General features: G+C 71.0%; 18 protein-coding genes. 10 read left to right on the top strand and 8 right to left on the bottom strand.

What is annotated here, in order from left to right:
• Nucleotides 1–236: 236 nt before the first annotated feature.
• From AC060L_RS31620 to AC060L_RS31640, 5 genes are all read right to left on the bottom strand, one after another.
• The gene (locus AC060L_RS31620) at nucleotides 237–1085 is read right to left on the bottom strand and encodes a helix-turn-helix domain-containing protein (RefSeq protein WP_483802403.1); all 849 of its coding nucleotides are present in this window, start codon (nucleotides 1083–1085) and stop codon (nucleotides 237–239) included.
• A gap of 10 nt (nucleotides 1086–1095) precedes the next feature.
• Nucleotides 1096–1605 (bottom strand): DUF6879 family protein, encoded by a 510-nt coding sequence (locus AC060L_RS31625; RefSeq protein WP_483802404.1) that lies wholly within the window; start codon nucleotides 1603–1605, stop codon nucleotides 1096–1098.
• Between the two features lies 1 nt (nucleotide 1606).
• Entirely contained in the window at nucleotides 1607–1861 is a 255-nt protein-coding gene (locus tag AC060L_RS31630) for a hypothetical protein (RefSeq protein WP_483802405.1), read from the bottom strand.
• Nucleotides 1862–2117: 256 nt separating this feature from the next.
• Nucleotides 2118–2435 carry a hypothetical protein gene (locus AC060L_RS31635; protein WP_483802406.1) on the bottom strand — a complete coding sequence of 106 codons (318 nt, stop codon included), beginning with the start codon at nucleotides 2433–2435 and terminating at the stop codon, nucleotides 2118–2120.
• Nucleotides 2432–2875, bottom strand: a complete 444-nt coding sequence (locus tag AC060L_RS31640; protein WP_483802407.1) for an ATP-binding protein — start codon at nucleotides 2873–2875, stop codon at nucleotides 2432–2434. Before AC060L_RS31640 ends, AC060L_RS31635 begins: the two co-directional genes overlap by 4 nt.
• Nucleotides 2876–3141: 266 nt before the next feature.
• Between AC060L_RS31640 and AC060L_RS31645 the strand changes: the two genes are divergently transcribed.
• The 7 genes from AC060L_RS31645 to AC060L_RS31675 all read left to right on the top strand — a co-directional run bounded on the left by AC060L_RS31645 (nucleotide 3142) and on the right by AC060L_RS31675 (nucleotide 7110).
• Complete coding sequence (locus AC060L_RS31645) at nucleotides 3142–4020, top strand: helix-turn-helix domain-containing protein (RefSeq protein ID WP_483802408.1); 879 nt, start codon at nucleotides 3142–3144, stop codon at nucleotides 4018–4020.
• Nucleotides 4017–4217 carry a DUF397 domain-containing protein gene (locus AC060L_RS31650; protein WP_483802409.1) on the top strand — a complete coding sequence of 67 codons (201 nt, stop codon included), beginning with the start codon at nucleotides 4017–4019 and terminating at the stop codon, nucleotides 4215–4217. The genes AC060L_RS31645 and AC060L_RS31650 overlap by 4 nt, the downstream gene beginning before the upstream one ends.
• Nucleotides 4218–4407: 190 nt before the next feature.
• Nucleotides 4408–5229 (top strand): SAM-dependent methyltransferase, encoded by an 822-nt coding sequence (locus tag AC060L_RS31655; protein WP_483802472.1) that lies wholly within the window; start codon nucleotides 4408–4410, stop codon nucleotides 5227–5229.
• Nucleotides 5230–5350: 121 nt separating this feature from the next.
• The gene (locus AC060L_RS31660; RefSeq protein ID WP_483802410.1) at nucleotides 5351–5767 is read left to right on the top strand and encodes a hypothetical protein; all 417 of its coding nucleotides are present in this window, start codon (nucleotides 5351–5353) and stop codon (nucleotides 5765–5767) included.
• A gap of 78 nt (nucleotides 5768–5845) precedes the next feature.
• Complete coding sequence (locus AC060L_RS31665) at nucleotides 5846–6481, top strand: RNA polymerase sigma factor (RefSeq protein ID WP_483802411.1); 636 nt, start codon at nucleotides 5846–5848, stop codon at nucleotides 6479–6481.
• Nucleotides 6478–6831, top strand: a complete 354-nt coding sequence (locus AC060L_RS31670) for a hypothetical protein (protein ID WP_483802412.1) — start codon at nucleotides 6478–6480, stop codon at nucleotides 6829–6831. Before AC060L_RS31665 ends, AC060L_RS31670 begins: the two co-directional genes overlap by 4 nt.
• Before the next feature lie 54 nt (nucleotides 6832–6885).
• Nucleotides 6886–7110, top strand: coding sequence for a hypothetical protein (locus tag AC060L_RS31675; RefSeq protein ID WP_483802413.1), 225 nt, complete (start codon nucleotides 6886–6888; stop codon nucleotides 7108–7110).
• Between the two features lie 30 nt (nucleotides 7111–7140).
• Here AC060L_RS31675 and AC060L_RS31680 read toward each other — a convergent pair whose 3' ends face one another.
• The gene (locus AC060L_RS31680; protein ID WP_483802473.1) at nucleotides 7141–8511 is read right to left on the bottom strand and encodes an aminotransferase-like domain-containing protein; all 1371 of its coding nucleotides are present in this window, start codon (nucleotides 8509–8511) and stop codon (nucleotides 7141–7143) included.
• Nucleotides 8512–8614: 103 nt separating this feature from the next.
• Here AC060L_RS31680 and AC060L_RS31685 point away from each other — a divergent pair, with 103 nt between their 5' ends.
• Nucleotides 8615–9277 carry a LysE family translocator gene (locus AC060L_RS31685; RefSeq protein WP_483802414.1) on the top strand — a complete coding sequence of 221 codons (663 nt, stop codon included), beginning with the start codon at nucleotides 8615–8617 and terminating at the stop codon, nucleotides 9275–9277.
• Nucleotides 9278–9330: 53 nt separating this feature from the next.
• On the opposite strand, the gene AC060L_RS31690 is transcribed toward AC060L_RS31685, so the two are convergent.
• Entirely contained in the window at nucleotides 9331–10059 is a 729-nt protein-coding gene (locus AC060L_RS31690) for a G1 family glutamic endopeptidase (protein ID WP_483802415.1), read from the bottom strand.
• A gap of 574 nt (nucleotides 10060–10633) precedes the next feature.
• Between AC060L_RS31690 and AC060L_RS31695 the strand changes: the two genes are divergently transcribed.
• Together AC060L_RS31695 and AC060L_RS31700 are read left to right on the top strand one after the other, a co-directional pair.
• Nucleotides 10634–11812, top strand: coding sequence for an XdhC family protein (locus AC060L_RS31695; RefSeq protein ID WP_483802416.1), 1179 nt, complete (start codon nucleotides 10634–10636; stop codon nucleotides 11810–11812).
• A 436-nt stretch (nucleotides 11813–12248) separates the two neighbouring features.
• Nucleotides 12249–14999, top strand: a complete 2751-nt coding sequence (locus AC060L_RS31700; RefSeq protein ID WP_483802417.1) for an ATP-binding protein — start codon at nucleotides 12249–12251, stop codon at nucleotides 14997–14999.
• Here AC060L_RS31700 and AC060L_RS31705 read toward each other — a convergent pair.
• Entirely contained in the window at nucleotides 14986–15510 is a 525-nt protein-coding gene (locus AC060L_RS31705) for a TerD family protein (protein ID WP_483802418.1), read from the bottom strand. The genes AC060L_RS31700 and AC060L_RS31705 overlap by 14 nt on opposite strands.
• Between the last annotated feature and the right edge of the window lie 121 nt (nucleotides 15511–15631).

A 15631-nucleotide genomic window follows, 5' to 3' on the forward strand; every position in this document is an offset into this window, starting at 1 on the left:
CGAACACCAGACCAGAGCCACTGTCAGCCACTACGACCGACGCGACGACCCACTCCCCGCAAGACTCCGCGCCTGGCGACGAAACGAACCGACTCGATCACAACTTCAAGATCTGAGGCTGTAGTACTGGTGGCGCTCATCGTTGGTCACTCTCCTTCACCAGAGCGGTGGGGCGCGAGATAGACCGTAGGAGTTCCAGGCGGCTACTCTCCAGTAAGTTTCACGGAGTTGCACACCTAGCGGATGGACGCGAGGGCAGCCCTGATCAGGGCCCGCGCATCGGCGCCATAAAGCGCGTCCGTGGCCAACTCCTTGAAGCGGCTCACGTACATGCCTACCTCGGACGGCTGGGTGATCTGGAGATACCCGGAGACAAGCTCCACGTTGACCTGCACTGCGTCATAGATCGAGAACCCCTCCACCTGCATGGAGTGACGCGAGAGGTTTCTTGGGATGATCCCCAGGCTCAGGTTCGCCAGGGAGGTGAGGGCAATCAGGTGGGTGAGCTGACCAGCTGTTATCTCCGGACCACCGAGGCCATTGTACAGGCTGGCTTCTTCGGTGAGGAAAGCAAACGTCTTGCCATGGTCGTACAGGATGAGTTGCCGCTCCATGCGGACCTGGACCGCTTCTTCCACGTCGTCTACTGCCACCCGTCTGCGCTGGGTGACCTGGAGTACTGACCGGGTGTAGTCCCTCGTCTGAAGAAGCCCGGAGATGATGCCGGGCGTGTATGCCTGAAAGCGGGTCGTCCGCTCGAACAGCGGCAGAACCATCTGCTGGGCGTGCTTGAGCCCGCTCCGTTCCATGCGTCGCCATTCGGTGAACATGCTCTCTACCGAGCGCAGGGAGGCCACCAAGTTCTCGGCCTGGTCGTCCGCGTCGCAAGCTCGGCACCAATCCCGGATGTCCTGCTCGGACGGTGCGGTGATCGCGTTCTCGATGCGGGAGCACTTGGACTTGCTCCAACCGCAGAGCAGCGCGAGCGCAGGCCCGGTCAGCTGGGCATCCTGGCGGATCTCCCGTAGCCGGTCGGCGAGAGCTTTCCGGGCCTGCTGGACGCTCGATGAGCGAGAGGTACGCATGTTGGTTCGACTACTCGGGCTTGTACTCCTGGTGGGGAGTCCCGAGATCCCAAACAGCTTCGAAGGCTGATGCGAACAACTGTGTCACCCCAGGGGTGGAGGTGACCTCACGGTCTACGAGCTCGCCGTCGCCGGCGAAGTAGTGAACCAAGGCCAACTCGCCATCAAACAGCCAGAAGTCGTTACCGGGCAGCGCGATCCCGGTTGTCTTCCGCCGGGGGAACCACCGCACCTGCTCACCAAAGGCGAGGTTCAGGAAGGTCACGTGATGCTCATACCGGATGTAGTCCGTCACCGGCTCCGAGATGATCCGAGCCCGACGCACGACCACACCACGGTTGACGGCATCCTGCACCGTGTCGCCCCAACCCTGGAACCACTCTGGACGGTCCTCCGGCTGGTACCGGTGACCTTCCAGCCACCTGCTGAACTCCGGATCGCTGGCACCGTAGGCGTCCCGCATCTCAAGGTGTACGGCGCTTCGGCTGGCCTTTGCCAGGGCCTCACGGGCGCGAATCACGTTACTCCTTCTGCTGGGTGTAGTGGTCCACGATGAACTTGATCATGACCTCGGGGAGACGGATCACCGTCTCGTGGTCGGGCACGTCGGTCGAGTGGCCGGGGATGGAGCCGACCTCCCGGCAGCGCCTCAGATCCTCCTCGTTGGCCTTGTACGACTGAATGAGCAGGTCCCCGGTCTCGGGGTCCAGCCAGATGGTAGGGCTCTCGTCTACCGGCGTGTTGGGGATGATCCCGAGAAAGGTTAGAGGCTTCACGCGTCCTCCTGATGAATTGGTTCCGCAGGGTTGCACGTTTGCGTGTCCGTCATCTTGGCGTGTGCACGTAGGGTGCATCAGGCATTTGGGCAAAGTGGGAGAACCTCCTCCTGTCGGAGGAACCTGGCGGCGATGACCAGCTCGACCACGCGGCGGCGCACCCGCCGGCCCTTGGCGTCCGGGCGGGTGGGGCAGGTGGCCCGGTCATCGGCGGCGCCGCCGGTGACTGCTCTTCCTGCCCCTGGGGTAGGTGTGGTCAGGCTTGGTGAGGCGGGCAGTCGAGGTTCTCGTTGGCCGGGCGCACGATCAGCCAGTGCTGGACGCGGTCGAGCGCGAAGGGCAGCCTCGCCTGACCGTCGCGCGTGATGCGCGCGATCATGCGCTGTTCGGAGTCCGGCTGGTTGAGGATCAGGTCATAGGCCACGCGGTGGGCGGTGTTCGGCCTGAGGGCCTGGATGGAGTCCCAGGTGGCGGCCAGGGCCTGGGCGAGGGTGGGGTACGTCGTCGGGGGCAGGAGATCGGTCAACTCCACGATGACCGGCCCGATGTCGATGCGGTCGCTGCTTTCGTTCACCGGGCGTCCTCGCTCGCCGGGGTGGACGGGCTGATCAGGGTCCAGACCCGCTTGCCGATTCCGTTGCGGGGCTCGCAGCCCCACTCGTCGGTCAGTGCCTGGACGAGGAGGAGCCCCCGGCCCCTCTGCTGGCTGACGGTCGCCGGACGCGGACTGGGGTGGATGCGGCTCGCGTCCTCGACGGCGATGTAGAGCTGCGGCGGGCGCAGCTCGAAGCCGACCCAGATCCGCTGATCCGGCAGCGTGGCGTGCTGGATCGCGTTCGTGACGAGCTCGCTGACCACCAGCTCGCCAGCCTCGGCGAACCGGCCTCCGCCGTCGACGGAGCTGAGCAGTTCGCGCAAGGCCCGGCGCGCGATGCCCGGCGATTGCGGGCTGCGCAGCAGCCAACCCTCGCTCTTCCCGGGCTGCTTGGACGGTCTCATCAAGGTTTCAGGCATGGCGAAGCTCCCTCGCGACGCAGCAACTGAATGGAGAAGGCGCAACAGGAGCGCCCGCCGAACGGCCGGACCAAGGCATGGGAATGCCCGGTGACGAGCCGTCAAGATCACTTACGGCAACGACAGTTCATCTATCCGTTAGATTGCTCGCACTCAGCGCAGATTGCAACATCTACAGTTTGTCGTTGTTGCGTTCGATCGCTCCGGGCTACCCTGGCCTCGCCGATCTCCGGCAGACTTGGGCCACCACAGAGGAGGCACCCGGTATGACGGCCGCACATCCACCACAGCCGAGCATTCGACGGCGCAGGCTCGGGTCACAGCTGCGACGGCTGCGCGAGGAGGCGGCGAAGACGGTGGAGGAGGCCGCGGCGCTGCTCGAAGTGCACAAGGCGACCGTCAGTCGCGTCGAACTCGGGCAAACCGGGATCCGGCCGCGCGATGTCGAGGAGCTCGCACATTTCTACGGGGTGGCGGATCCTGATGTGATCAGCGCGCTTGCGGCATTGGCGCGTGACGGGCGAAAGCGCGGCTGGTGGCAGAAATACGCAGACACGCTGCCTCCCGCGTACGCAGATCTCATCGGCCTTGAATCGGAAGCATCACAGATTCGCACGTTCGAGATCGCCCTGATCCCAGGTCTGCTGCAGACGGAAGGATATGCACGCGCGGTCACGCGGGCGAACCCTTCGATCCTTGACAGCAAGTCGCTTGATGCATTCACCAAGGTTCGAATGGCGCGACAAGAAGTCCTGACGTCTCAAAATCCTGCCCGCATCTCGGCGGTCATCGGCGAAACTGCCTTGCGTACACCGGTTGGTGGGAGTGCCGTCATGCAGGCACAGCTGGAGCGCCTGCTCAGCGTGGCGGACATGCAGAACGCTTCGATCCAGGTGCTCCCGTTCGCTGCGGGTGCCCACGCCGGGATGTCGGGCCCGTTCGTCATCTTCTCCTATCCGACTCCCGCCGCTGGTGACGTCGTCTACCTGGAGAATCTGACGTCCTCCCTCTACCTGGACAGCGCAGAGGATGCCGAAGAGTACCGAACGGTCTTTGAGAGTCTGCGGTCCTGTGCGCTCAGTTCAGAGGACAGCTGCCAGCTGATCAGCGACATAAATGACGCCCTGAAAGGATCCAAGGAATGAGTTCCCCCGATTTCTCCACGGCTACCTGGCGGAAGTCCAGCTACAGCGGCTCTACGAACAACTGCATCGAGGTGGCCGATGGGGTCCCCGGTGTGCTGCCTGTCCGTGATTCGAAGGATCCCAGCGGGCCCGCCCTGACTTTCTCCTCCGCTGCCTGGTCGGCGTTCGTCGTGGGGATCAAGAGCGGCAGCATCTGACCAAGTCGATGATCGGTCGATAACGGTCGCCAGCCCCGGCAGGCTTCGCCTGTCGGGGCTGCTTGCTGCCCAGGCCAGCCACGGTCCGCTGCCGGTGCCCGGGCTGACGGGGCGGCAGGGGCTGTGATTGAGTTTGCGTGACGACTAACGTGGGGGTTGAAGGGTGGAGCAGTCCGAGGTGGCCTCCTGGATGAGGCCGGCCGAGCACGAGTCGATACCGGCGGTCGATCTGCAGACCGACCGTGCGCATCCGGCTCGGGTGTACGACTACCTGCTGGGCGGGAAGACCAACTTCACGGCGGACCGGGCGGCCGGGGACCAGATCCTCGCGGAGTGGCCGGGTTCGCGGGCCTCGACCCGGGCGGCGCGGGCCGTCATGCACCGGATGACCCGGCGGCTGGCGGCGGTGCACGGGGTGCGGCAGTTCCTCGATGTCGGGACCGGGATCCCCACTGCGCCCAACCTGCACGAGGTGGCCCAGGGTGTCGATCCGGCCTGCCGGGTGGTCTACGTGGACAACGACCCGATCGTGCTCGCCCATGCGCGTGCCCTGCTCAGCAGCGCGCCCGAGGGGCGCACCGCGTACATCGACTGTGATCTGCGCGAACCCGAGAAGCTGCTCGCCGATCCGGCACTGACCGGGACGCTGGACCTGAGCCGGCCGGTCGCGCTGACCCTGATCAACATCGTGCATTTCCTCTCCGACGAGGTCGCACTCCCGCTGGTCGCCCAACTGCTGGACGCGCTGCCGGCCGGTAGCTTCCTCGCGCTGACCGCCGGCACCGCCGACTCCGCGCCGGAGCGGGCCGCGCTGGCCTCGCAGCGGTACCGCGAGGCGGGCATCGAGAACCACCTGCGAACCCAGGCGGGGGTGGCGCGGTTCTTCACCGGGCTGGAGCTGGACGAGCCCGGGGTGGCGCTGATCAACCGGTGGCACCCGGAGCTGGACGACGAACCGGTGCTGGCGGACCACGAGGTGATGGCGTACGCGGGGCTGGGCCGCAAGGCGTAGCGAAAGTTCTTCGGATTCTTCGGATCAGGTCGCAACCTCGGCGGGAGTCGCACGTCTGGTGGGTTGAAGGCGCCCTTCAGCTCATGTTCCAGACCTTGTGTCACTTCCTCGGGAGAATCCGATGTCCTTCCACGCCAAGATGAACTACCGTCCGCGCACCAGGGTCCTGGGTGTCGTCACGGGTGTCGCGCTGCTGCTGGGCGGCGGCTTCGCCGCGCAGGCCATGGCCGACTCCGGCACGTCGCCGGCCCCCGCCGCGCCGACGGTCACCTCGACCGGTGACTCGGGCGCGCCGGCGGTCAGCACCCCGTCGGCCGGTGCTCCGGCGGTCGGCGCCCCTGCGGCGGGCGCGCCGAGCGTCGTCGCCCCGGGTAAGTCGGGCGGGTCGGGTAGCTCGGGCGGGGCGGGCGCGCCTGCTGTGACGGGAACCTCCGGTGGCTCGGGTGCGCCTGCCGTCACGAGCACCCCCGGCGGCGGGGCCGCGCCGAGTGGGGACGCGCCGCGGGTGATCAAGCCCGGCAGCGGCGTCAAGCAGTAGTAGCAGCAGCGGTAGCAGAACGGGGCGGGCCGGCCTCCTGACGGGCCGGCCCGCCCCTCCCGCAACGGATCGAGGCTCATGCAGTACGCCATTCCCGCTTTCGCTCCCGCAACAATGCCCCTGTGGTCCCGGCTGCTCTCGCGCGTGTCCGGCGCGTCCCGGATCGACGACGCGCCGGTCCGGGGGCGTCGGCTGCGGGCGGTCGACACGCCGTACGAGGACGAGCCGCCGCCCACGCTGCCCGAGCTCTACCAGGCGCGGCGGCTCGACATGGTGCGGCTCGCGCTCTTCCTGGTGGACGATCTGCACACCGCCGAGGACGTCGTCCAGGACGCCTTCGCCGCCGTCTGCCGCAGCTACGGCACCTCGCTGGCCGGGCTCCAGGACCCTGGCGCCTACCTGCACACCGCCGTGGTCAACGCGGCCCGCTCGGTGCTGCGCAGGCGTCGCACCGCCCGCGCCTACACGCCGCCGCACCAGGGGTACGGACCGCCCGTCGATGAGGGGCTGCTGCTCGCCGAGGAGCACCGCCAGGTCCTGGCGGCGATGGCCGAGCTGACGCAGCGGCAGCGTGAGGTGCTGGTGCTGCGCTACTGGTCGGAGCTGACCGAGGCGCAGATCGCGCAGACGCTGGGGCTGTCGCGCGGCACCGTGAAGTCCACCGCGAGCCGCGCGCTGGACGCCCTGGAGAAGAAGTTGGGGGCGGGCCGATGAGACCGGACGCCGAAGACCGCCGGTCCGCGACCGAGGACCGGCTGCGCGCCGCGCTGGCCGCCCGCGCCGCGCTCGTCACGCACCACGATCTGCGCATCGCCGCACCGCCGACGGGACGCGAGTGGGGTGCGCGCCGGGTGCGCGGGGTCGCGTTCGCCATACTCGGGGTGGCCGCCGCCGTCGCGGCCGGGGTCCTGCTGGTGGTGCTGCCGGGTGGCAGGCCAGGTCCGGCGCCGGTGCAGCCGGCCCGCCCGCCGGCCGTCACCGAGTCACCGTCGCCGACGCCCGCTCCCGTGCGCTCGGCGGACCCGTCCAGCCCGTCGAGTCCGTCCGTGCTGCATCCGGGGTAGCGCAGCGGCCGACCGGTGTCACAGGGTGCCGGGTGGACGCGGGATAATCCCGGTATGAACGATCAGCCACGCGAAGCACCCACCTCAGCCATCGAACGCCGCGCCCAGCTCCTCCAGGCGATGCGGCAGGGCGGCGGGCAGTGGGACTGGCAGCGCGCCCGCGAGACCTACTACGAGCACCCCGACCCGCGCACCGTCCGCCGGGACCTGGAGCAGCTGCGCAAGGCCGGCTCGATCCAGCGCGACCGCGAGACGAACAAGTACGAGGCCGGGTACTGAATCGGGGAGGCAGCCGCTTGGAGGGGCCGATCAGTCGAACAGCTCCTCCGGCGTGCTGCCCGCGATCCGGGCGAGCGTGTCGAGTGCCCGGGTCAGGACCGGGAGCGGCGGCGAGGCGAGCCCGACCCGGACCGCCGACGGGGTGGCCCGGCCGCCGACGGCGAACGCGGCGGCCGGCGTGACGGCGATGCCCTCGCGTGCGGCGGCCGCGACGAACGTCTCCGCGCGCCAGGCGGGCGGCAGCTCCCACCAGAGGTAGTACGAGCACGGGTCGGAGCGCAGCGCCTGGCCGGCCAGCGAACGGCGGGCCAGCAGTTGACGCTCCGTCGCGTCCGCCCGCTTGGCCGCCGCCACGGTGGCGACCGTGCCGTCGCCGATCCAGCGCACCGCGGCCTCCAGCGCGAAGCCGCCGGGCGTCCAGCCACCGGAGCGCAGGGCAGCGGCGACGGCGGCGCGGAGCGGGCTGGGGACGACTGCGAACCCCGTGGTCAGGCCGGGGGCCAGGCGCTTCGAGAGGCTGTCTACGAGGACGGTCCGCTCCGGCGCGGCGGCCGCCAGCGGCGCGGTGTCGGCACGCAGGAAGGACCAGATCGCGTCCTCGACGACCGGCAGGTCGAGCCGGCGCAGTTCGGCGACCAGAGCCTCGCGCCGCTCGGGCGGCAGGGTGGCGCCGAGCGGGTTCTGCAGGCGCGGCTGGAGGTAGAGCGCCCGCAGCGGCGCGGCCCGGTGGGCGGCCGCGAGGGCGTCGGGGAGCAGCCCGTGCTCGTCCACCGGCAGCGGCACGAGTGTGATGCCCAGGCGCTGGGCGAGCGCCTTGACCACGGGGTAGGTGAGCTCCTCGACGCCGAGGCGCTGGCCGGGCGGCACCAGCGCGGCCAGGGCGGCGGCCACGGCCTGGCGGCCGTTGGCGGCGAAGAGCACGTCGTCGGGATGTGCCCGCCAGGCCGGCGCGGCGGCGGTGCGTGAGCCGTGGGAGTCGAACGAGGCGAGCGAGGCGAAGGCCTCGCGGGCGGCGCCGGTGCCCGCCGCACCGACCGGGCGCAGCGCGTCGTCCAGAACCTGCGCCCGCAGCAGCGGTGCGAGTCCGGCGGCGAGCAGCGCGGACTGCTCGGGGACGACGGGATAGTTGAGCTCCAGGTCGACCGGGGCGCCCGCGGGCTCGGCGAGCGGGACGCCGGCACCGGGTGCGCCACTGCCTGCGCGGACGAAGGTGCCGCGGCCGACCTCGCCGACGACCAGGCCGCGCCGGACCAGTTCGCGGTAGACCCGGCCGGCCGTCGAGCCCGCGATGCCGTGCCGGCGGGCGAACGCGCGCTGCGTCGGCAGCTGGGTGCCGGGCCGCAGCCGTCCGTCGGCGATGGCGGCGGCGATCTCGTCGGCGAGCAGGCGGTAGTCGTCCATCGGCGTCCTCGGTGTCATGGGTTTCCTCGGGGTATTTCTCCGCATTGCACCGAGTGCAAAGTTATCATTGCACCGAGGCGGGAGCGGCCCCTAGCCTCGCCGTATGGACGCACTCACCGCCGCCGTGGACGCGCACGCCATGCTCGGAGTCGCCGCCGTGGCGACCGGCATGGTGCTGACGCCGGGGCCGAACATGATCTACCTGGTCTCGCGCTCGATCGCGCAGGGGCGCGGTGCGGGGCTGCTCTCGCTGGCGGGTGTCGCCACGGCCTTCCTGGTCTACCTCGCCGCGGTGACCGCCGGGATCGCCACGGTCTTCGCCGTGGTGCCGCTGCTCTACACCGCGATCAAGCTCGGCGGCGCGGCCTACCTGCTCCGGCTCGCCTGGCAGGCCGTCAAACCGGGCGGGACGGCCGTCTTCGCACCGCGGCAGCTGCCGCCGGACCCGCCGCGCCGGCTCTTCGCGATGGGCTTCCTGACCTGTCTGCTCAATCCGAAGATCGCGATCATGTACGTCTCGCTGCTGCCGCAGTTCGTCGTCCCGGCCCGTGGTCATGTCGCGGCGCAGAGCTTCGTGCTGGGCCTGACCCAGATCGGCATCGCGGTCGCCGTCAACGGCCTGATCGCGCTGGGCGCGGGCAGCATCGCGTCGTTCCTGGCCAGGCGGCCCGGGTGGCTGCGGTTCCAGCGGTACGCGATGGGCACGGTGCTCGCGGGTCTCGCCCTGCACATCGCCGCGGACCGGGCCAAGGCGGTCGCGGCCTGAGCGGTGCCTGGGACGCCGGCGGTTCGCGGCGCCGGCGTCCCAGGCGTGCGGTGTCAGGCGTGCAGCCAGCTGATGCTGAAACTCCCGCCGGTCAGCGCGGAGTTCTTGGTCAGCAGCGTGGTGTTGCGCTCGATGCTGGTGGGGTTGACGGTTCCGGCGCTCGCCATCGGGACGTTGTTGGCCGTCAGGTTCGTGAAGTTGACCGACCCGAAGTTGGCGACGGCCGGTATGTTGCTGCCGAGATCCTCCACTATCGCCTCGGCGGAGGAGAGTTGGTCGCTGCCGGACTTGTGGTACGTCTTGGTCCAGCCCTGCGTGGTGTCGGACTCGACGAGCGTGAACGAGGTGCCGCTCACCACGACGGACGCGTTGATCTTGTCGCCGGCCTTGACGGTCTCGGTGAAGTAGATCGAGTTCGCCGGGTACATCTCGACCCAGGGGAAGTAGCCCGCAACGCCGTTGGTGCAGTCCTGGTCGAAGCCGATCTGCTCGACGGTGTCGCTGCTCCAGCCGTCCAGCCCGACCCACGGCGAGACCGCGCTGTTCCGGGTGGCCGAGCAGTTGAGCGTCGGAACGGTCCAGCTCCCGCTGACCGAGGTGTACGTCTGGCCGGTGACGGCGTACCCGCCCCAGATCTGGCTGGCGTGCCGGGCGTGGTCGTAGTGCGGGAACGCCGGGCCGGCGGCCGCGCTCGCCGGCACGGCCGTGGCCAGTGCCGCCGCGAGCAGCACCGGGGTGACGGCGGCCAGCGCGGTGAGCGCGCGTTGTCCGTGGATCGTCATGTGATCTCCTCCAAGTGTGGGGTGACATGGGGGGATTGGAAGGGTGCGCACACGATGGCGTCAGGCCCCGGGGTGCCTGTACTCGGGCATGGCGGAGGACAGCGATCGCGGTGCGTGGGTGCGAGAAAGCCGCTTCGATCGCCCAGTGCGCTCCGAAAGGCTATGGAGCCGTCTGCGGCCACACAAGAGGCAAAGTAGGCAAATCTTCAGGGTGTTGGGCGAGTGTTGGGGCTTCTGCAAAGCGGGCCGCGAGTGTGGTGCCGGATGTCGCGTCGACGAAGATCGCGCTGGTGGCCGGGGCTCCCGCGTGCGAGCAGGGGCGTGCGAAGACGCGTAGGTGGGCCCGGGTGTGCGGCGCCGTGGAGCCCGAGATGTTGTTACCGGCCGACCATGCGGTTGAGCCTGTGGGGCCGACTGGCACGTCGGTGGGCAGGGTGGCCCTGGGGCCTGGCGGGAATCGGCGGGCGGGGAGAACTCGTTGCACCTGAGGGGGCGCAGCTGAGGAGGCCCGTCCGGATGGAGTGCAGCAACGAGTTCCGCGCGAGTCGCCGTCCGCATGGGCGAGGGGGACACGGTGCGTGACATCCTCGGCGAGGTGCTCCCGTGGTACCTGGCCGGCGAGAGCTTCGGGCTCGCCACCGTGGTCAGTACGTTCCGCAGCGCGCCGCGCCGGCCCGGGGCCGCGATGGCGGTCTCCGCCGACGGCGTGGTGGTCGGCAGCGTGTCGGGCGGCTGCGTCGAGGGCGCGGTGTACGAGGAGGCCCGCGAGGCGCTGAGCTCGGGGCACGCGGTGCTGCGCAGCTACGGGGTGAGCGACGACGACGCGTTCGAGGTGGGGCTGACCTGCGGTGGCACGATCCAGGTCTTCGTCGAACCGGTCTCCCGCCGCACGTTCACCGAACTACCGGACGTGCTGCGCTCGTTGACGGACGGCGAGCCGGTCGCCGTGGCCACCGTGGTGATCGGCCCGGACGCCCGAGCGAGCGCGCTCGGCGGTCGGCTGGTGGTCTGGCCCGACCGTGCGCGCGGCACGCTGGGCTCGGTCGGGCTCGACCGCGCGGTGACCATCGACGTCCGCGGTCTGCTCGACCACGGCACGACCGCGCTGCGCCGCTACGACCGGACGGGCCGCTGCACCGACGGGCTCGGCGAACCGGCCGAGCCGGCTGAATTGGGTGAACTCGCCGTCTTCGTGGCCTCGTTCGCCGCACCACCGCGGATGCTGGTGTTCGGCGCGATCGACTTCGCGGCGGCCGTCGCCGAGGTGGGTGGCTTCCTGGGCTACCGGGTCACGGTGTGCGACGCCCGTGCGGTGTTCGCCACCGCCGACCGGTTCCCGCACGCGGACGAGGTCGTGGTGCGGTGGCCGCACGAGTACCTGGCCGAGGAGGCCGCGGCGGGCCGGCTCGACGAGCGGACGGTGGTGGCCGTGCTGACGCATGACCCCAAGTTCGACGTGCCGCTGCTGACCTGCGCGCTGCGCCTGCCCCGGCTCGGCTACGTCGGCGCGCTCGGCTCGCGCCGCACCCACCGCGACCGGCTCGCCCGGTTGCGTGAAGCCGGCCTGGGCGAGGCCGAGTTGGCCAGGCTCCGGGCCCCGGCCGGGCTCGACCTCGGCGCCGGCAGCCCGCAGGAGACCGCGATCTCGATCGCCGCCGAGATCATCGCCACCCGCTGGGGCGGCACCGGCCGGCCCCTCGCCGGCACCGAGGGGCCCATCCACGCCGGCCACCCGCCGCAGCCCGGCCGCTGAGCAGCCCGGCCATCGAGACGTGTCAGACGTTCGGCCGGCGCTGGCTCGACCCCGGGGTGCCCACATCCGCCCGAGCACACCGCGTCGTCATGCCGTCCCGCCCGAACCGCCGACCCGCAGCCGCCGCGTTGTTCTGCCCGCGCATGTCTCTCCTCCTCCGTGACAGGTGGACCGGAGCCGTCGGCTCCGGTCCGCCCGGAACGCCATCCCCGTGCGCGTCCCGGCGATCTCCATCCTGGGTGGTCGGCGCCCCCGACTCCATGGCGTTCATCTGGCGTTTCGCTGACCTATCGACTGGTGTTCAAGGCCACCGGCGCCGTAAGGTCGACGATCATGGGCGTCGGCACGCCGCGCAGCGGGACCGCGTGACTGCCGCGGCCGAACGGCGTTCACGAACGGCGTTCGGCTGTCCGAATCGGCTGTCCGAGGGGCGAGAGTGGCGGTTTTCGGCGCGCTGCTGCGGGAGTTCCGGCACCGAGCCGGCTGGACCCAGGAGGAGCTGGCGCAGCGGTCAGGGCTGTCACCGCACGCGATCAGCGTGCTGGAGACCGGTCGCCGCCAGCCAAGGCTCTCCTCGGTGGCGCTGCTCGTCAAGGCCTTGGGCCTGGACCCGGCGGGGCGCGACCAGCTGCTCTCGGCGGCGCAGGACCAGGCCCGGTCCGCCGAGCAGCCGGCGGCCGGCCCCGAATCAACCGGCTCCACCGGATCCACCGACGCCACCGCGAACCGTTTCGTGCCGCGCCTGCTGCCGTACGCCGTCGCCGACTTCACCGGCCGCACCGCCGAGGTGGCGCGGCTGCTGGAGCTGGCGGGCGGCGCGGGGCAGCCGTCCGGCGCGGCCGTGGTGATCTCCGCCATCGACGGGATGGCCGGGGTGGGCAAGACCGCCCTCGCCGTCAAGGTCGGCCACGCGCTGGCCGACCGGTTCCCGGACGGGCAGATCTTCCTCGACCTGCACGGCTTCACGCCGGGCCAGCACCCGCTGGACCCCGGCGCCGCGCTGGCCCGCCTGCTGCGCGCGGTCGGCGTGGACGAGGCGCGGCTGCCCGAGCGGACCGAGGACCGGATCAACCTCTGGCTCAGCGAGGTCGCGCAGCGCCGGATGCTGATCGTGCTGGACAACGCGCTCGACCCCGAGCAGGTCCGTCCGCTGATCCCGGGACACCCCGGAAGCCTGGTGCTGATCACCTCCCGGCGCCGGCTGCCCACCCTCGACGGCGCGGTCAGCCTCTCGCTGGACGTGCTGACGCAGGACGAGGCGGTGGCGCTCTTCACCGAGATCGTCGGCAGCGGGCGGGTCGCCGACCACGCCGACGCGGTGTCCGAGATCGTCGCGCTGTGCGGCCGGCTGCCGCTGGCGGTCCGGATCGCGGCCGCGCGCCTCGCGCACCGCAGCACCTGGACGCCGGCCCACCTGCTGACCCGGCTGCGGGACCAGCACCAGCGGTTAGCGGAACTCTCCGCGGAGCGGCCGGGCACCGAGCAGAGTGGCGGCGAGCAGGGCGGCGCCGAGCACGCAGGCACCGAGCAGATCGGTGTCGCCGCGGCGTTCGCCGTCTCCTACGAAGCCCTCGCGCCCGAGCAGCGGCGCGCGTTCCGGCTCGCCGGCCTGCACCCGGGGGAGGACTTCTGCGCCTACGCCGTGGGCGCGCTCTCCGGCATCCCCTCGGCCCGCGCCGAGGAGCTGCTGGAGGACCTGCTCGACCACCACCTGCTGATCGAACGCGCCCCCGGCCGCTACACCTTCCACGACCTGCTGCGCCAGCACGCCCTGGGGACGGCCGAGGCCACCGAGCCCGCGACCGTGCGCCGGGCCGCGGTCGAAGCGCTGCTCGTCCACTACCGCTACACCGCCGGCGAAGCCGTCACCGCGCTGTACCCGCCGGATCCGCTCTGGCTGCCCCGGCTCGACCCACCCGGCACCGAGCGGGTCGCCGTCGCCGAGGAGGCCGCCGCCGCGGCCTGGCTGCTGGCCGAGCGGTTCAACCTGATCGCGTGCGCCCGGTGCCCGCAGGCCGGCGGGCTGCCGCGCTACGCCCGCGACCTGTCCAGCATCCTCTACCGCTACCTGGACCACCGCGGCTTCTACTCCGACGCGCTGACGCTGCACAGCACGGCCCTGCGCGCGGCCCGCGCCCAGCGGGACTGGATCGGCGAGGTCCGGGCGCTGATCGGCCTCGGCGGCGCCTACTGGCGGCTCGGCCGGTACCCGGAGGTGCTCGACCGCTGCGAGCGGGCGCTCGCCCTCGCCCGCGAACTCGGCGACCGGATGGGCGAGGTGCGCTCCCTGAGCAACATCGGCATGACCTACCTCCAGATGGGCCGCTACCAGGACGTCATCGAGGTCTGCCGGCAGTCCCTCACGGTGGCCGAGGAGATCGGCGACCGGGTCGGCCGTGGCAACATGCTGGTCACCATCGCGCTCGCCCACGACCGGCTCGGCCACTACGCCGAGGCCCGTGAGCAGCACCTGCAGGCGCTGGAGTCCGGCCGCGAGACCGGCAGCCGGATGCTCCAGGCGCGCTCGCTCTGCAACATCGGTATGGCCGACTTCCGGATCGGGCACTTCCAGGACGCTCTGGACCACCTCGCCCAGGCCGTCACGCTGGCCAGGGAGATCGGCGACCCCAGCGTCGAGGCGATCAGCCTGACCAACATGGGTGCCGCGCACGAGCGCCTCGGCCAGTACCCCGAGGCGCTGGAGCACCACCAGCGCAGTCTCGACATCTTCCGCGCGCTCGACGACCGCGTCTGGGAGGCCCGGATCACCAACCTGCTCTGCCGGGTGTACACCGTGCTGGGCCGCTACCAGGAGGCGGCCGAGCGGCAGGCCTGGGCGCTGGCCACCGCCCGGGAGTTCGGCGACGGGAGCCTGGAGGCGGAGGCACTCCTCGCGCTCGGCGACAACGCCCGGGCCGCCGGCGCGCCGGCCGAGTCGCTCGACCGGCACCGGGAGGCGCTCGCGCTGGGCACGAAGCAGACCGACCTGCTCGTCCAGGCCCGCGCGCACGACGGCCTCGGCGACGCGTCCCACGACCTCGGGCAGCTCGCGGACGCCGCGAGCCACTGGCGCCGGGCTCACGCGCTCTTCAGTCAACTGGGCGCCCCCGAGGCCGAGTCGCTCCCGCCGAAGCTCCGCTCCCTCGGCGAGGACGTCTCCGAGGCGGATGCCGTCAGCTGCCCATGATCCGGGCGAAGGCCGCCGGGTCGGCGTCGAAACCACGGACGCCGGTGCGCAGTCCCCAGGCACCCGAGGAGTCCCGGACGAACTCCGCGACGCGCGCGGCCGTCGCCCCGCCGACGCTGCGGAAGTCCACGGCCGCGAGCTGCTCGCGCTTCTCCCGGATCCGCACTTCGGGGGCGGCTATGTCCGCGAAGGTCAGCCGGCCGGCGCGCTGCTGGATGACGACGCCGACGACGACGCGCAGGTAGCGGGAGGCCAGCCGGTCGAGCTCCAGGGTGATCCGCTCGTCGTCGCCGAAGCCCTTGCCGTCGCGGCTGTCCCGGTTGAGCGTGATGGTGCCGTCGGGGGAGAAGCGGCTGTCGAAGTGCACGAGGTAGGCGGGCTCGGCCTGCGGGGTGTCGGCGGTGTACGTCGCCGCGATCAGGTCCAGGTCGTGGGGCGCCGCACCCGTCGGACTCGGATCCCACATCAGGGCCACCTCGACCCGGTCCAGACCCTTGCTGAAGCCGCTCACAGGACTCTCCGATCGTAGGCACACCGGCATCCCACAATGCCACGGGGAAGCGGCCGTCCGAAGGGGAACGGTCGGATCCTGACGCGGTTCTGACACGGACTCAGCCGTTCCGATCCCGATG

The sequence above is a fragment of the Kitasatospora sp. NEAU-69 genome (assembly GCF_057158765.1).